The organism is Bacillus massiliigorillae (assembly GCF_000380245.2).
GTDB classification, from domain to species: Bacteria; Bacillota; Bacilli; order Bacillales; family DSM-1321; genus Bacillus_AD; species Bacillus_AD massiliigorillae.
Window position 1 is genome coordinate 84285 of record NZ_HG428747.1, and the last position, 15667, is coordinate 99951.

Sequence of the window (15667 nt, forward strand, 5' to 3'; positions counted from 1 at the left end):
TTTCAACCCTCATTCTAGAACGGATTACTTAAATAAAATCTCGTTTAGTTTCTCTAATCCTGTAGTTGCCTTTTCAATTGAAGCATATCCGAAAATTTCGTAGTCTAAAGCTTGAACACGATCCTCTTTAAACGCATTTAATTTCTCCCATGCACCGTTCTTTTTCACTTCAGCTTTAAATTGTTCTAATGCTGCTGTTGGATCACCATGTGATACAAGAAGAATCGCATCTGGATTAGCCGCAATAACATCTTCCATATTCATTGGTACGTATGCTTCTGTCGATTCCGTAGCTTCATTTACAATATTAATTGCGCCTAATTTCTTCACTAAACTACCCACATACGTTGTTTCATTCATCAGCATGAATGATTCACCAGAACCAAATAACATCATCACTTTCGGTGCAGTTTTCCCTTTACTATTTTCCAAGACAGCCTTTTCTTTTTCTTCTAATTGTGCAAGATATTCCTTAGCTTTATCTTCTTTATGCAATGTTTTTCCTAACACTTCTAATGAGATTTTCAATTCTTCATAAGAATCAGTTGGAATATATGCTCTCTTTACCTTACTTTGCTTGATTTTCTTTTCTAAACTCTCTTCAATTGATTCTGGTCCGATAATAATATCCGGATTTAGACTTGCAATCTTCTCTACATCAGGCGCTATCGTAGACCCGATTTGCGTAATTGTATCGAAGCCTTCCGGTAATTTATGAGTTGAAGTTGGTATTCCAACTGGTTTAACATCTAAAACATTTAACATTTCAACAATCGAAACAGATGTTGTTACGATTGATTTTGGTTGTTCTGAAGGGAATTGTTTCAATAATTCCTTTACTTTAGCGTCATTTTCACTAGTTGATTTTGATTCATCTTGTGTTTTTGCATCATGATTTCCATGATCTTTTGCTACTTCTTCTTTCTTTGTTACTGGTTCTGCCTTATCTTCTGAACATCCCCCTAAAACAAATAATGCAGATAAGAACAGCATCCCGAATATACCCTTTTTCATTGTAAGAAATCCCCCGTTATTCATAATTGAAAATAATTATCATTATCAGATAGAAATATATCAGACAATTCAAACGCTAGCAATACATTTTTTTCTTAATTTTAGTAATTTTATAAAATCTATACTAAAAAGCCATTCTAAATATATAGAATGGCTTGAGATAAAATAATATGAAGTTATCGTAAAAAAAGTACAACTAAAAAATAGTAAAATCCCATGTTTTAGCTACGTGTTCCAATAATTTCACACCCGCTACGCTATTACCAAATTCATCTATAGCCGGTCCATAAATCCCGATTCCACAACCATTTGGAAATGGTGTATCTTCCGATTTAACACTTGGTGGAATAGCTGCTACAATACCGCCAGACACTCCACTTTTAGCAGGAACACCAACAAACGCTGCAAATTTCCCTGAAGCATTATACATACCGCAAGTCACCATCAACGCTTTTGTTATTCTAGCTATTTCTTTAGAAAAAATTTGCTCCTTTTTAATTGGATGATAACCGTCTAACGCAAGAATTAATCCAATCATTGCTATATCTTCTGCATTTACTTCAATAGAGCATTGTCGTAAGTAAACTTCCAAAGCTTCTTCTACGGAACATTCTAGAAAACCTGTCTCTTTCAAATAATGTGCTAGTGCACGATTTCGATGAGCTGTATGCCATTCCGATTCAAATACTTCCTCATTTACTACTGGTCGTTTTCCAATCATTTTCTCAATAAATGCGCATAAGGTATCTACTTTCTCTTGAGGAGATTTACCACCAAGTAATGCAGAAACTGTAATTGCACCAGCATTAATCATTGGATTAAATGGCCGACCAGGCTTATGCATCTCTAAACGAATAATCGAGTTAAAAGCATCACCAGTTGGCTCCACGTCTACTCTCTCCAACACATATGGAATGCCATGCTCCATACAAGCATCAATAAAACTAATGACTTTAGAAATGCTTTGTAATGTAAATGGTACTTCACAATCTCCACTTTTAATCATTGAACCATCTGCACCCATCATACAAATACCTAATTGTGATGGATCTGCTCTTTTTAAAGCAGGTATATACGCAGCACATTGTCCTAGTTCAGTATAAGATTTATATTGATTGACCCATTCCTGTACACAACTTGCCTCTTCGTGATTTACCTTCTCTAATACGTTTTGTACATTTCCCATATTGTATCGTTCCTTTCTTTTTAGAGAAAATAAATGATGAGAACCAAGAAGATTCTCATCATGTCCAAAACAGTAGCTCTCTATAATCATCTGCATGTTAATATGCACGTAACTGTTCATAAATTATTTAAGTATAATTTTATCTCTCTTTTTCTTCATATTATCAAAAATACATTATATATTCATAGTTAATTTCTCCCTAATGCTAATAGTGTTAAACCTATACTCCCATGTATTAACGTGATGTTCCAAACCTTTAACATACGTAAAAAGAACTATTTTTATTTCCTTGATAAAACTTTACCCAATTTTAACCTTCATCAAATAAAGTTATTTATAACAATAGTCATCATATAAACAGGGAAAACAATAAAAGCATTAAGTAAAACACTAAACTATATTACATAACGATTGCCCAAAAGGGTTATCAGGGGGTGCATTGCTAACTATGCTCGATAAAGAATGGATCACACTTATTTTAGAAGCGAAGAATTTAGGAATAAAAATTGAGGATGTAAGGAATTTTTTCCACACATATACTTTTAAAGAAAGTTAATAAAGCTATTAAAATACGACGTTTTCTTACTATGACAATAACAAGAAAAAGTAGCGGCCTAAGATAGCTTCCTCTACTTTTTCTTAAATGTATTTCGAAGCTAAATTTGAAGTTTTCATATTCGGTTTAATTTGAAAAGCTTATATCTTCAAGCAATATAACAGATTCATCTGGTAAACTCATAATTTCGCCAAGTAATATATCATGATAATCTATGTTACTTTTTTCATTACTCTTGATGTCTATCGCGTTGCTTTTTTTTATGGCACGCTCAACAAATGTTTCCTGATCTTGCCCTGTTATTCTAGTAAAGCATTGCTTATCAATAACTTGTCCTTTTGCTACAAATATTAATTTATATCCGTCGGAAATCTCCAATTTCAATAAGATACTCTTCTCAAGGAACTCCCGATTACGGTTTATTCCACTTTTTAAATATTGAATAGCTTGTAGGATATCTCGATACTTTGATGCCATTTCAAAACGGTAATCAACCGCTGCTTCTTGCATCTTTTTCTCTAACTGCTTGACGAAGCGCTCCATTTTTTTGACATCTAAAAATAGCTCATTCATGACGAGTCTATTTTTCTCTTTTTCTTCACTTGTCATTGAAATGGGTAATACATGATATTCAAATTCATACTTTTGCTTGTTCTTTTGGATAGGATAAATATTTTTTAGCGCATCAATCATTTGTTGTAAAGTATGCTTCCTACGAAATGGACCATAGCAATGTTCTTCTCTTTGATAAACGACGCTTAAAGGTGCTGAACGCTCATCCATTCCGACTTTGGCATATACATAGCGATTATCATTTTTCATTTGAACATTGAAGTACGGCTGAATCTCTTTAATTAGTTTACATTCAAGAAGCATTGCTTCTAAATGTGTATCAGTTATGACTATTTCTAAGTCTTTTATAAAAGGCTGCATTTTGATTACTTTTTCCCACTTTGGAGACTCAACAAAATAGGATTTCACTCTTTTTTTCAAGCATTTGCTTTTCCCAATATAGATGATACTTCCACTAGCATCTAACATTTTATAAATTCCAGGGCAATCCGGTAGGTTACTTAATTTATCTTGTAATACTTTCGTTAATTTAATCAAAGGTATTAGCCTTCTTTCTTCATACTCTTCTTTAGCCTACACCATGATATTTAGAAAAACACGACTTATCGCCCCTAATGGCGAAAGTCGATGTCTTTTCTTATACTTTATTCCTTTAATGAAGGTAAACTTTCTTAAAATATAAAAAAAGGAATTACCCCACTTCCATGCAGGATAATTCCTTTTCATTTATTTTGTTAAATCGATTTTTTTATTTATAAAATAAATTGCCATACCACCAATAGTCATAGACAATAGTTCACCAATTCCAACCGTTAAGTACGTCGGCCAAAATGGAAGATCAAAAAGAATAGTTAATTGTCCTGCTACTGTAAACATTGATACAGCGAAAATTAACGCGGTAATGACCATTTTCAAAATATCATTTGCAATCTTTTTTGTAACTGCACGACACAGAATTAATACGAGAAATGTTGAGATACCACCAATTGGTACATCAAGAACCCACGTAGGAGACATGAAATTGGCAAGTATAACTCCTAAAGTAACTCCAACAACATAACGTTTATTATACAACGCTAAATAGTTAAACATTTCCGATAATCGCAATTGTACTGCACCAAAACTAATAACAGATATGACAACTGTCACTGCCACATACAAGGCAGCTACAAGTGACGTCTTCGTAAGTTCGCTTACAGACGTCCGTGATGAATCTTTTGAAATAGACGTATTCAATTTAAATTCTCCTTTGTAAAGTAGCTTATACACTACTTTAGTAATAACTACGACCAAAGGAAGGGAGTTTGTCGCTCCGTCAGAAGTGCCGTAGTGCAAGCAAAGATTTTGCTTACCAGCGTATTATAACAGAAGAATTAATTCTTGAAAATGCTATTTCATAATCCAGCCACCATCAATTGGCACAGTCGTTCCATGCATATAATCAGCTGCACGACTAGCTAAATATAACGTTAAGTTCGCTACTTCACTCGGCTGCGCCCAGCGTCCAGCAGGTGTCTCATTCGCCACCCACTTTGCCATTTCTCCTTCACCTTCAAAATCAGCTTTATTCATTGGCGTTTGAATGGCACCAGGTGCAATAGCATTTGCTCGAATTCCTTCACGACAATAATCATAATCCAACTGTTTCGTATAGCCAATAATCGCATGTTTCGATGCCGTATAAGCAGCTCCGCCACCACCTGCAACAAGCCCAGCAATAGAAGCCATATTTACGACAATGCCTGATTTTTGCTTCAACATATTTGGTAAAACGGCATTAGTCACTAAATATGTACCTTTCACATTCGTATCCATAATTCGATTCCAAAGAGCTTCATCTGTATCAAGCGTCTTCGCAAATCCATCTAAAACGCCAGCTGTATTTAGCAATATATCAATTGATCCATATTTATCCGACGCTTTTCCAACGGCTTGCTGAACCTCTTCCATCTTAGACACACTACCAACACTATAATCGAAGCGTCCTTCATACTTCTTTTTTATCTTTAGCAAGCCTTGTTTATCCATGTCCAGTGCGAATACCTTCGCTCCGTTGTCTAAAAAGGCAAGGGCTTGAGCTTCACCGATTCCAGAGGCAGCTCCTGTTACAAATACTGTTTTTCCTGCATATTCTTCAAACTTCATAACATCACCTTCATTAAAAAAACCCACGATAATTCATGGGCTCTATTATTATTCAACTATTTTCCAATCTTCAGCTAATAAATCACATACAGTAGGCGTAAACATTGTATAGCCTTCACCTTGTACATTAATTAAAAAGTATGGGTTTAAATTCTCCCCATCATGTTCGCTTTGCCCTACAAGTTTTACATATAACTCTGCACCAGGCCAACCTTCACGAATTACTTTTTCACCGTTCTTTAAACGTGGTAATACTTCTTCGAAAGTCATCTATACTCATCCTTTATCTATGTAATAACCATTACTCTTGAGAAAAGTATACTGAATAATCAAGGTGTTTACAACAGATGGTCGGTTAAGACGTTATTGGTATTTTATTTTGAAATTAAATACTTAATTTCATACTATTGTTTATACTAGAATAATTATATTAGTTTTCGAAATTCACATGAGGTGATAAACATGAAAATTGGAATCATCGGATTAGGTGATATCGCTCAAAAAGCATATCTACCGGTACTTTCCGAAAAAGAAGGCATTGAGCTTGTCCTTTGCACTAGAAACGTAACAACCTTAAACAACTTATCCAAAAAGTATCGTATTCAAGAAAAAGTTCAAACTGTGGAAGAACTAATCACAACGAATATTGATGCAGCTTTTGTAAGTACCGCTACAGCATCTCATTTTGAAATAGCAGAAAAACTACTCTTAAATGGAATTCATGTATATATAGATAAACCTATATCCATGAATTTTCAAGAAACTGAAAGAATAGTAAACCTTTCAAAAGAGAGTGGGAAGCTAGCCATGGTTGGCTTCAATAGAAGATTTATACCTAGAGTAAAAGAGCTAAAAGAACATGGTCAAGCCAACCTCATTATTATGCAAAAAAACCGATTTGCTTTTCCCGAATATGTAAGAAGATTTGTAGTTGAAGATTTTATACATGTAGTCGATACGCTTAGATTTTTAATGGATACTACTATAAAAGATGTAAAAGTAGAGTATTTGAAAAAAGATGACATACTAGAACATCTAGTAATTCAACTGATTGGTGAAAGATGTACAGCAATAGGTATCATGAATAGAAATACAGGTGTAACAGAAGAAACCATTGAATATATGACAGCACGAGATAAATTGGTTGTAAATAGTCTTGTGGAAACTACGCATTATCATAATAAAGACATACATATAATGAAATTCGGAGATTGGGAACCAACATTGTATAAGCGTGGTTTCTATCAAATAGTTGATCACTTTATTGATTGTGTAATAAATAATAAAATACCTAATCCTTCTATTGATGATTCACTAGTTACTCATGAAATTTGCGAGAGGATTGTTGCTTGCATTGATAGTAACGCATAAAATAGTTTAATATTTCCTAGGTAATTAGGGTTCACAGAATTCAAGTAGTGACTGTGAACCTCAGGCTAGGTTTTATAACATATGCCTTCTACTTGATTTCTTGTTTTGCCGCATTTCATTCTATAATTCACCATACTGATTGTAGAATTCATTCCCTCTACCATCTAAATCGATTGGTCAGTTTCAAACAAGGTATCTACTTCTTCCGATAAGGTACTAAATTACATTGCCTTCATTTGCATTTTTTTTAAGGTTTCTTTCCCAAAAAAGGCATCCGCTTTCTTCTTGATTTCCATTAAAACGGCATCATTTTCACGAAGTATTTCTCGGATTCTGTTTACAATCTGCATAGCATTTGTCTCATGGATTTGTTTAGCAACTCGTTCCAGGAGAACCTTTGTATCGTCAGATGAACTCCGTGCAAAGCGGTGGCACTGAACTACATTGTGCCTGAGAAACTCCGAATATTCAGGTGTAAAAGCACGACGAATACAGCCCCTCATTCCTGCATAACCATAGGAAACTTCCGATGCAGCACGATAAAGCAAAATCATTCCACCCGCACGACTTGATTCAGGAGTTAATCTTAGTTCTGTAATATTTGAAACTAAGCGCTTTACTACTACTGTACCTTGCTCTGTTGCCTCCCACCATTCTAATAAACGCTGTTTTTCCTCTTCACTCATTTGAACAGAAGATTGATGTGGCATTCCCTTCTCTCCCTTATAAAAATAGTCATCTAAATGCGAGGAATAGCTTGAACGCTTTGGACGCGTTTTAGAATCACGTTCCATTCCGTTCCTAATAGAGCTTTTCCATAACTGTTAGCCTCATAGACTACATGTGTAATTTGCTGATTTAAAAATTGACTTTGCTCAATTAAATAAAAGGTGTCCGATGTAGATTCTTTTGCTACTAGCTCAAAGTTGGGCTTTAACTGAATTTCACTAATCCGTAGAGTATCGAGATCCAAAACAAGCATTTCTTTTCCAAGAGGAATTATTTCGCCACTACGAAGTCGTTCTATCGTTCCTCTAACAGCATCAAAGCTGTAGCCAATATCAGCCACAGTTGCATGATATGAGTTTAGCCCTGGCGCATTTCGTAACGAAGGAATCAAGCGAAAGCCAGTCGTAATGGAGCAAACCACTTCCTTTGCCGCCATTCCTTTATCTAAGATAGCTTCTATCGCATCAAGATAACTACTCCACTGACTATCTCCTATTTTCACAAATAATCTCCTCCTTTTGCCCCGTTTCCCACGACTCGTTATAAGTACTTTCAAGATAAGATATTCGTTCATGCTCCGTCCTTATGATAAATTTTGAGATATCTGGAGAATATACGTTTTAGAAAGCAAAAGAACAAGATAATGAATGTATCCCTCATTAGATATATATATATTTCACATAAACACAACAAAGCCATAACCCTACTTGAAGGTTATGGCTTACAGTTACTTATGATACGGTTCATTCCGATTAATCCGAAATGCTCGATAAATCTGTTCTACCAAAATCAACCTCATCAGTTGATGAGGAAACGTCATCTTCGAAAAACTAAGAGTCTCATTACTACGCTTCATCACTTCATCACTCAAGCCAAGCGATCCACCAATCACAAATGCAACTTTACTCTTCCCATATGTCGCTAATTTATCAAGATTTTCCGCTAGTTGTTCCGATGTTTTCATGCTACCCTCAATAGCGAGTGCAATGACATGTGTATCTAGAGAAATTTTCGCTAAGATACGTTCGCCTTCTTTTTGTTTGACGATTAGCATATCTGTTTCACTTAAATTCTCTGGGGCTTTTTCATCAGGTAATTCGATAATATCAATTTTTGCATAAGCTGAAAGTCGTTTCGTATATTCAGCAATGCCTTGTTTTAAATATTTTTCTTTCAGTTTCCCTACGGTGATAATTGAGATATTCACAGGTATCCTCACTTTACAAACATATTACAAACAACTTATACACAGGACTTATCCACATATCCACAATAGATGTCCACATTTCGTATGGGAATATCAGTTCCCTACTACATATATAGCTTTGTTATTACAATATTCACAGGTTGTGGACAACTTTTCTTCCTCTGTTAATTCTGTAAGCACTGGGGCTACTTCATGTTCGTCTACCATTACATCTAACGCTAATTCTACGTGCTCTTTGCAGCAATTGATCATTGTCCTATTCCTCCATCTAGTATTATTTCCTCACTATTTATCCTTCGATAATTATAGTTTTTTCAAAAATGCGAAATTTATCCACAACTAATAACCATTCAATAAGTTATACACAGTTTATTCTTCACACTAGTCATCATAGCATAAAAAGCAAAGTTATCAACAATAAGAAAAGCGGAAGCGCCCGTTTTGTGACGTATAGATTGGAGCACTTCGACTGAGATAAAGGAAACACGAAGAGGCGGTAGCCTTTTTCGATGTTGACTTATCGTAGGGAGATGAGCGAAATCTACTAGTCACAGGGCGCTGGAGCTAGACACCGCACAAAATTATATACTTTCTTAGCATTCAAAGAAAAACCATCACCGGTCTTTTTGGATTGATGTTTACTCTTCTTGATTTATCCCCAATAAAAAAGAGTCGCATGCACGACTCTTCATAAACTTATAATGTTTCCCCTTGCAATGTAATTGTTGCACTTTCTAATTTACCGTTCCGATAAAATTTAACCTTCAACTGATCGCCAATCTTTTTATCAATATACAAATGTTTTCGGAAGCTAACGAGATCTTTAATTTTCTCTCCATCCATTTCAACAATGACATCATACGCTTTAATACCTGCTTTTGCTGCTGGTGAATTTCGTTGAACCTCTACAATTGCCACACCAGTTGTTACATTTGCTGGTAACTTAAACGTATTTTCACGATGATATTGCGTTACTTCTTCAATTGGTGCTAGGCTTACACCTAAATATGGGCGTTTCACTTCTCCATACTTCTCAATATCTTTTATAACTGGTATCGCTGAGTTTATAGGTATAGCAAGACCAATTCCCTCAACCGCTTGCTCTGCAATTTTCATAGAATTAATACCAATTACTTGGCCTTTTAAATTCACCAAGGCACCACCGCTATTACCAGGGTTAATAGCAGTATCCGTTTGAATAACTTCTGAATTCCAATCTACAACGCCATCTTGATTAATATCAATTTCTATCGTTCTTTCTAAACCTGAAATAATACCCTGTGTCACCGATCCAGAGAATTGTAAGCCAAGTGGATTTCCAATCGCTAAAACAGGCTCACCTGGTTTCAATGAAGAAGAATCACCAAATTCGGCTATTGTTTTTATTTTACTAGCATCTGTTTGAATAACAGCTAAGTCAGTCCACACATCGCTCCCAATCACCTTCGCAGGAATTTTTGTACCATCTGAAAGCGATACTTCTAGTGCAGATGCACCTTCAATTACGTGGTGATTAGTAACAATATAAGCTTTTCCATTGGCTTTTTCGTACACAACACCTGAACCAGTTCCCGCTTCGCCACCTTGAGAAAAAATACTAGCTTCTTGAATATTAGTTATGCCGACAACAGCATCTGCTGCCTTATCATAAGCATCTGTGACCGAACTTGTAACATTTAAAGCTACATTTTGCTTAATTCCAGGTGATTGATTTGTATGATTGATTTCATTAGCACCATTAGTGCCATTCATCCAACCCATTGCTGGAAAGACTAAACCAACTAATAGAGCACCAACAATAACGCCTATTAAACCTGAAAAAAAATACCCCTTTTTATTTCCCGCTCTACGCTTTGGTCTTTGATCATAATCGTGATCGTAGTAATCCAATTCTCTCAGTCCTCTCATAATTAATCATATTTATTATTATAGCCGCTTTTCATACTTTTTAACTTTCAGTGGATTAGTTTGCATCTTTGTTAATACATATATTCTCTATACTTAATAAAGGGTTTATATAGGATTCACCTGAATCAAACGTGTAAAAAAAGGCTGTTCGAACGGTGACTTGAATTCACCCGTTCGAACAGCCTTTTATCTTAAACAGTCACCAAATCGGTCGCTGTTTTCGGATCGGTATCATATAATGAAAATCCTTCTCCGACAATTAATCCTTTGCTTTCTAATGTTTGAGTAACAGACATACGCGCTAAATCTTTCATATTATTATCAAGACTCAAATGCGCCAAGTAAATACGTTTCGTCTGATCACCAATAACCTCGCTCATAGCTAAGGCTGCATCTTCATTCGATACATGCCCTACATCACTAAGAATTCTACGTTTTACGCTCCATGGGTAGCGTCCCATTCGTAACATCCCAACATCATGATTACTCTCAAATACGAAACAATCAGCATTAGCAATCACGCCTTTCATTCGATCACTGACATACCCAGTGTCAGTCATTAGAGCAATTTTCTTACCATTATGATGGAACACATAAAACATTGGCTCAGCAGCATCATGAGAAACACCAAATGATTCAATATCTAAACTACCAAATGTCTTAACCGTTTCCATATCAAAAGTAAACTTCTGTTCAGTTGGAACTTCACCAATTAAACCTTCCATGGCATGCCATGTTTTCTCATTCGCATAGATTGGTAGCTTGTGCTTACGAGCGATTACACCCAGCCCTTTAATATGATCACTATGCTCATGAGTAACTAGTACACCAGTAAGTTCAGAAAGATTTCGCCCAATTTGTTGAAATAAACCTTCCATTCCTTTTCCGCTCAAGCCCGCATCTACTAGAAAGCGCTGATCTTCTGTTTCTACATAAAACGCATTTCCCGTGCTCCCGCTTGCGAGAACGCTAAAATGCATCGTCATGAATCTTCACTCCAATATTAATTTTTTATCATCCATATCCGATTCATCAGAGATATTCACTCCATCATTAAATTCAATAATTCTACCATCAAGCGCATTTACAAAGAAATCATCCTCATTATTAATTTCTACATGCCAAATCGGTGTCAAGATATGTGAAGCCGTATCCTGGAGTATATTGATATAACCTAATTCCACATTAGTAATTTCATTATTAGGCTGAATACTTCCTTTATTAAATAATGTTTCAATCGCTTTTATAGCTGGTATAACATCATCTTTTTCGTTAAATTGTTCGTCAATATCATCTAGATATGTTTGCGTATAAGATATAACTTGTCTCTTATCATCCATTTTTAGCTCTAGTTTTGCACTACTGTTATTAAAAATCATCTTACCTTTATATGTTTGATAATAAATAATCACGTTACCGATTTCGTCAACTTTCCAAAACCGATACTGATCTCCGTGCAATACATTTTCTTTTACAAAAGAATCTAACGCTTCCGAATGAATTTTTTCACCTAATTGCAATGGCTTAAATTCTGAAGCATATATTTGTTGATTTTTTTCTTTTTGAACTCGTTGATTTTTGAGTTTTTTTAATTCCTCATCAGAAAAAAGTTTACTTTTCGCACTTAAGTATTGCTCTTTATTCGGTTGCTTTGGCAACGTTTTATACGTAATTTCATTTTCTTTTAATTTATCTTCAATGGTTGATTCTGCAATCACTTCAAGACCATTAGAACTTCTTTTTTGAATATATTGATACAGAAGGAACATATTGAGAACAAGAAAAACTACAATAAAAATGGTTTTCGTTTTACTCCAATCCACGTGATATTCCTCCTGTTTGTTTCAACGTTAATGACTTCCACTCACCATTATATTTGTAATACCAAGCGGGCTCCAAAGAAATATTGTCATACTGAAATGCTTCCATATCTTTAACCATACGATAACCAATCTGCATATCCTCTAACAAGTCTGCTTCATAGTTAGGTTCAGCCACCGAACTAATTTGTTGAAATGCTTCCTTCCCTGAAGGTAAGGTAACCATATCACTTTCAGATAATATGGCTAGTTCTAATGTAAAGAATGGTCGAAAATATGACTTTAGATCGTCTTCTACCCATTTTTGAACAAGCTCAGACATGAATTGGTTATTGAAGGTAGGTAAGCCATTTACATATAACCGAAAGGTCGTTTTCTGTTCGTCTTGATTAATTTCAGCAAATCGATAATTATCTTCCCATCCTGAATGCTCATTAATAAATTCGATACTGTTCTCTAATAAATCAGCTTTTGCAGTTTTATATGTTTCTTTTAAGCCTGGATTGACATATTTGAGCACCATTGTATCATAAAACACACGCATAAATGTCGATCCCCCTGTAAACTCTTGCCCTCTTACAATTTGGTCTGATTTCACAACGCCTGGATCTGGAAATAATGCATTTTTAAATTTATTTACATCTAGTAATTTTGTAGTGTATTTATATTTAGGATACTGACCTTTATTTTCTGGTACATAGAGAGCTTTATTAGGTGTCGCATTAATTACTGTATAGTGATCAAATTTCTTCGCTTTCTCACGTATCTGGTTCGTTAGCTTTTTTAAATGTGAAGCACTCACATCAAATCTATAAACATATTTCTTCTCAGGATCAGTAGAGACGAAATAAACTTCATTTTCTTCTCCATTTCCCGTAGCTGCACTAATAAGAATGCGGTCAAATTCAAGATCTCTGCGAAGTTCTCGATCTTCTACCTTAATGACTTTTTTATAAATCGCAAATGGTACGTTATCAGGAAACACTAATTCAATCATTGCTTTTTTATCGATAAATGACTGTACTTTTTGTGTAATGCTATTTGTTACATCTTTAAAATTATAAAAAGTCCAATCATCCATCTCATCTAAGACCATATTAATATCTTCATCTTTTATACTGCCATAATACTCATCGTCTTCATGAACCATAATAAGTGAAGGCCTAATAATGTCTTTTTCCGCTTTCTTATTAGAAATCGCTACATTCGGAATAACCTGTTCCTTCGTTGTAAGATCAATTTTAGGTGAATATGTCACTATGCTCCATGTCAAAAAAACACTATTACAAACTAAAAATGTGAGAAGGATTGTCTTGATTAATTCTTTATTCATAACCACTCATCCTCTTGATCTCGGTCATAAGGAAGCGTAAAGAAAATTGTTGTACCTTTTCCTTCTTTACTTGTTGCCCATATATTTCCTCCATGCGCGAGCACCATTTCTTTTGCTATCGCTAATCCTAGGCCAGTACCACCTAGATTTCTAGTTCGAGCTTTATCTACTCGGTAGAATCGCTCAAATATTTTCTCCAATTTGTCCTTCGGTATCCCAACACCTTCATCTTGAATACTGACTTCAATAAATCCATCTAACTCCTTCAAACGAAAAGTAAGCTGACCACCTTCAGGAGAATATTTCATAGCATTTGAAATTGTATTGTATAGAACCTGTGTAATCTTATCTTCGTCAATATCTACAAAAATCGCCTTCTTCGGTATATCCCGTTTAAATGTAATATGACCTTCTTTCCCTATTTCAAAGCGATCAATAATATGATTGAAGAAATTACTAAAGTTGACCCAATCCTTCTTTAATCGATAATCTTTACTATCCATTTTTGATAGCTGCAATAAGTCATTTACAAGACGAATCATTCTTTCCGTTTCATTTTGCGTTACAGTTAAGAAATTGGGAGCAATTGATTCATCTTTCCAAGCACCATCAGCTAATGCTTCTAAATAACTACGCATCGTTGTCAGTGGTGTTCGTAATTCATGTGAAACATTCGCTACGAACTCACGGCGTTCATAATCAATTTTTTCTTGTTCAGTAATATCGTGTAATACCGTAATTAGTCCATTTACGAATCCTGTTTCTTTTTGTATCACTGAGAAATTTGCTCGAAGAACGTAATGTTCCTCTGATGTACTAAAGTCTAGAATAAGAGAGTCTTGTTGACTTAGTAAATCCTCAAAAGAATAATCGCTTTCTAAACCTAGTAATGAAACAATGGGCATAGATAATACTGTTTCACGTGAAACATTTAATAATTGAGCTGCAGGCTCATTAATAAGGATGACTCGTCCTTTTCGATTGGTTGCAATTACTCCATCTGTCATATATGCGAGAACAGATGATAGCTTCTTTCGCTCCCCTTCTGTTGTAGAAGTCGCATCCTGTAGTTTTTTCGTTAAATTATTAAAGGTAATCGCAAGCTGACCAATCTCATCATCACCATACACTTTAACCTTTCTAGAGAAATTCCCCTTCGCCATCGCCAAGGCTTGTTTTCTCATATCAGACATAGGTCGAGTAATCGTTTGAGCGAGTAAAATGCCTAGTCCTGCTGTTACTACAAGCGCAATAGCTGTTCCAGTCATAAAGATATTATTAATTTCTCGCAACTGCACATACACATTCTCGATTTTAGCAACTAAGTAAATCGCACCAATCGTCTCGTTTTTGGATTTTATTGGTTTTGAAAGGACCCATACTCTATTTTTCGTTTGACGATCTAATGATACTTTACTAATTTCTGTTCCTAATCCTAATGTTTTTTTAATAGAGTCTTCAGTTGTTCTTTTTCCTACATACCCTTGTTTATCAGGATCGGATGTACCGATAATACGGCTACGGTTATCAATAATACGTACCTCAGAAACGTCATTAGAAGAGAAGTCTGATAAAACCGAGCGAATATCATCTTCCAACCTATTATCTTTAACTTCTCTTGGTTTTATCATTTCTTCTTCTACGTTATATGCTAGCAAATTCACTTTTTCTTCTAATGACTCTTTAAAATTCGCTACAAGCCGCTTTTCTAATCGATCGATAAAATATACACCAATAATCTGCATAGCTACAAGAATAAGCAATACATAAATCAGTACAAACTTTAAATGGACCGAGCGAAAGAAACCTACTTTTTTCATTTATT

17 protein-coding genes are annotated in these 15667 nt (G+C 35.1%); 2 read left to right on the forward strand and 15 right to left on the reverse strand.

Translation table 11 applies throughout. From position 1 onward, the window contains the following. Nucleotides 1-24 precede the first annotated feature (24 nt). Both TX86_RS24120 and TX86_RS24125 read right to left on the reverse strand, forming a co-directional pair. Nucleotides 25-1014 carry an ABC transporter substrate-binding protein gene (locus tag TX86_RS24120; protein ID WP_042352912.1) on the reverse strand — a complete coding sequence of 330 codons (990 nt, stop codon included), beginning with the start codon at nt 1012-1014 and terminating at the stop codon, nt 25-27. Between the two features lie 196 nt (nt 1015-1210). Continuing rightward, a complete protein-coding gene (locus TX86_RS24125) occupies nt 1211-2200 on the reverse strand; it encodes a glutaminase (RefSeq protein WP_042352914.1) in 990 nt (329 codons plus the stop codon). Between the two features lie 448 nt (nt 2201-2648). On the opposite strand from TX86_RS24125, the gene TX86_RS26500 reads away from it, so the two are divergent. Beyond that, nucleotides 2649-2756, forward strand: coding sequence for an anti-repressor SinI family protein (locus tag TX86_RS26500; RefSeq protein ID WP_081707827.1), 108 nt, complete (start codon nt 2649-2651; stop codon nt 2754-2756). 126 nt (nt 2757-2882) lie between these two features. On the opposite strand, the gene TX86_RS24130 is transcribed toward TX86_RS26500, so the two are convergent. The 4 genes from TX86_RS24130 to TX86_RS24145 all read right to left on the reverse strand — a co-directional run bounded on the left by TX86_RS24130 (nt 2883) and on the right by TX86_RS24145 (nt 5744). After that, nucleotides 2883-3866 carry a GIY-YIG nuclease family protein gene (locus TX86_RS24130; RefSeq protein WP_042352915.1) on the reverse strand — a complete coding sequence of 328 codons (984 nt, stop codon included), beginning with the start codon at nt 3864-3866 and terminating at the stop codon, nt 2883-2885. A 189-nt stretch (nt 3867-4055) separates the two neighbouring features. After that, the gene (locus tag TX86_RS24135; RefSeq protein ID WP_042352917.1) at nt 4056-4565 is read right to left on the reverse strand and encodes a QueT transporter family protein; all 510 of its coding nucleotides are present in this window, start codon (nt 4563-4565) and stop codon (nt 4056-4058) included. A 153-nt stretch (nt 4566-4718) separates the two neighbouring features. After that, the gene (locus tag TX86_RS24140; RefSeq protein ID WP_042352918.1) at nt 4719-5474 is read right to left on the reverse strand and encodes a 3-oxoacyl-ACP reductase; all 756 of its coding nucleotides are present in this window, start codon (nt 5472-5474) and stop codon (nt 4719-4721) included. Nucleotides 5475-5522: 48 nt separating this feature from the next. Further along, nucleotides 5523-5744, reverse strand: a complete 222-nt coding sequence (locus tag TX86_RS24145; protein ID WP_042352919.1) for a DUF2829 domain-containing protein — start codon at nt 5742-5744, stop codon at nt 5523-5525. A 192-nt stretch (nt 5745-5936) separates the two neighbouring features. Between TX86_RS24145 and TX86_RS24150 the strand changes: the two genes are divergently transcribed. Further along, nucleotides 5937-6845, forward strand: a complete 909-nt coding sequence (locus TX86_RS24150) for a Gfo/Idh/MocA family protein (protein WP_042352920.1) — start codon at nt 5937-5939, stop codon at nt 6843-6845. 221 nt (nt 6846-7066) lie between these two features. Here the strand turns inward: TX86_RS24150 and TX86_RS24155 are convergent, their stop codons facing one another. The 9 genes from TX86_RS24155 to walK all read right to left on the reverse strand — a co-directional run bounded on the left by TX86_RS24155 (nt 7067) and on the right by walK (nt 15662). Then, nucleotides 7067-7555, reverse strand: coding sequence for a hypothetical protein (locus tag TX86_RS24155; RefSeq protein WP_042352921.1), 489 nt, complete (start codon nt 7553-7555; stop codon nt 7067-7069). Between the two features lie 29 nt (nt 7556-7584). Continuing rightward, nucleotides 7585-8076: a hypothetical protein gene (locus tag TX86_RS24160; RefSeq protein WP_042352922.1), complete on the reverse strand. Its 492-nt coding sequence runs from the start codon at nt 8074-8076 to the stop codon at nt 7585-7587. Between the two features lie 225 nt (nt 8077-8301). Next, complete coding sequence (rlmH, locus tag TX86_RS24165) at nt 8302-8781, reverse strand: 23S rRNA (pseudouridine(1915)-N(3))-methyltransferase RlmH (protein WP_042352923.1); 480 nt, start codon at nt 8779-8781, stop codon at nt 8302-8304. 93 nt (nt 8782-8874) lie between these two features. Continuing rightward, nucleotides 8875-9033, reverse strand: a complete 159-nt coding sequence (locus TX86_RS26505; RefSeq protein ID WP_081707828.1) for a CxxH/CxxC protein — start codon at nt 9031-9033, stop codon at nt 8875-8877. 444 nt (nt 9034-9477) lie between these two features. Further along, on the reverse strand, nt 9478-10671 hold the full coding sequence (locus TX86_RS24170; RefSeq protein ID WP_042352925.1) for a S1C family serine protease: 1194 nt from the start codon (nt 10669-10671) through the stop codon (nt 9478-9480). Nucleotides 10672-10880: 209 nt separating this feature from the next. After that, on the reverse strand, nt 10881-11675 hold the full coding sequence (gene yycJ, locus TX86_RS24175; RefSeq protein ID WP_042352927.1) for an exodeoxyribonuclease YycJ: 795 nt from the start codon (nt 11673-11675) through the stop codon (nt 10881-10883). 6 nt (nt 11676-11681) lie between these two features. After that, a complete protein-coding gene (locus TX86_RS24180; protein ID WP_042352928.1) occupies nt 11682-12512 on the reverse strand; it encodes a two-component system regulatory protein YycI in 831 nt (276 codons plus the stop codon). Then, nucleotides 12499-13842: a YycH family regulatory protein gene (locus TX86_RS24185; RefSeq protein WP_042352930.1), complete on the reverse strand. Its 1344-nt coding sequence runs from the start codon at nt 13840-13842 to the stop codon at nt 12499-12501. The genes TX86_RS24180 and TX86_RS24185 overlap by 14 nt, the downstream gene beginning before the upstream one ends. After that, nucleotides 13839-15662 (reverse strand): cell wall metabolism sensor histidine kinase WalK, encoded by a 1824-nt coding sequence (walK, locus tag TX86_RS24190; protein ID WP_042352931.1) that lies wholly within the window; start codon nt 15660-15662, stop codon nt 13839-13841. Before walK ends, TX86_RS24185 begins: the two co-directional genes overlap by 4 nt. Nucleotides 15663-15667: the final 5 nt, after the last annotated feature.

Bases quoted from the DNA above. Each gene is read 5' to 3' on its own strand.
- TX86_RS24120 (WP_042352912.1), bottom strand. From the start codon at position 1,014: ATGAAAAAGGGTATATTCGGGATGCTGTTCTTATCTGCATTATTTGTT.
- TX86_RS24125 (WP_042352914.1), bottom strand. From the start codon at position 2,200: ATGGGAAATGTACAAAACGTATTAGAGAAGGTAAATCACGAAGAGGCA.
- TX86_RS26500 (WP_081707827.1), top strand. From the start codon at position 2,649: ATGCTCGATAAAGAATGGATCACACTTATTTTAGAAGCGAAGAATTTA.
- TX86_RS24140 (WP_042352918.1), bottom strand. From the start codon at position 5,474: ATGAAGTTTGAAGAATATGCAGGAAAAACAGTATTTGTAACAGGAGCT.
- TX86_RS24145 (WP_042352919.1), bottom strand. From the start codon at position 5,744: ATGACTTTCGAAGAAGTATTACCACGTTTAAAGAACGGTGAAAAAGTA.
- TX86_RS24150 (WP_042352920.1), top strand. From the start codon at position 5,937: ATGAAAATTGGAATCATCGGATTAGGTGATATCGCTCAAAAAGCATAT.
- TX86_RS24155 (WP_042352921.1), bottom strand. From the start codon at position 7,555: ATGCCACATCAATCTTCTGTTCAAATGAGTGAAGAGGAAAAACAGCGT.
- TX86_RS26505 (WP_081707828.1), bottom strand. From the start codon at position 9,033: ATGATCAATTGCTGCAAAGAGCACGTAGAATTAGCGTTAGATGTAATG.
- yycJ (WP_042352927.1), bottom strand. From the start codon at position 11,675: ATGACGATGCATTTTAGCGTTCTCGCAAGCGGGAGCACGGGAAATGCG.
- TX86_RS24185 (WP_042352930.1), bottom strand. From the start codon at position 13,842: ATGAATAAAGAATTAATCAAGACAATCCTTCTCACATTTTTAGTTTGT.
- walK (WP_042352931.1), bottom strand. From the start codon at position 15,662: ATGAAAAAAGTAGGTTTCTTTCGCTCGGTCCATTTAAAGTTTGTACTG.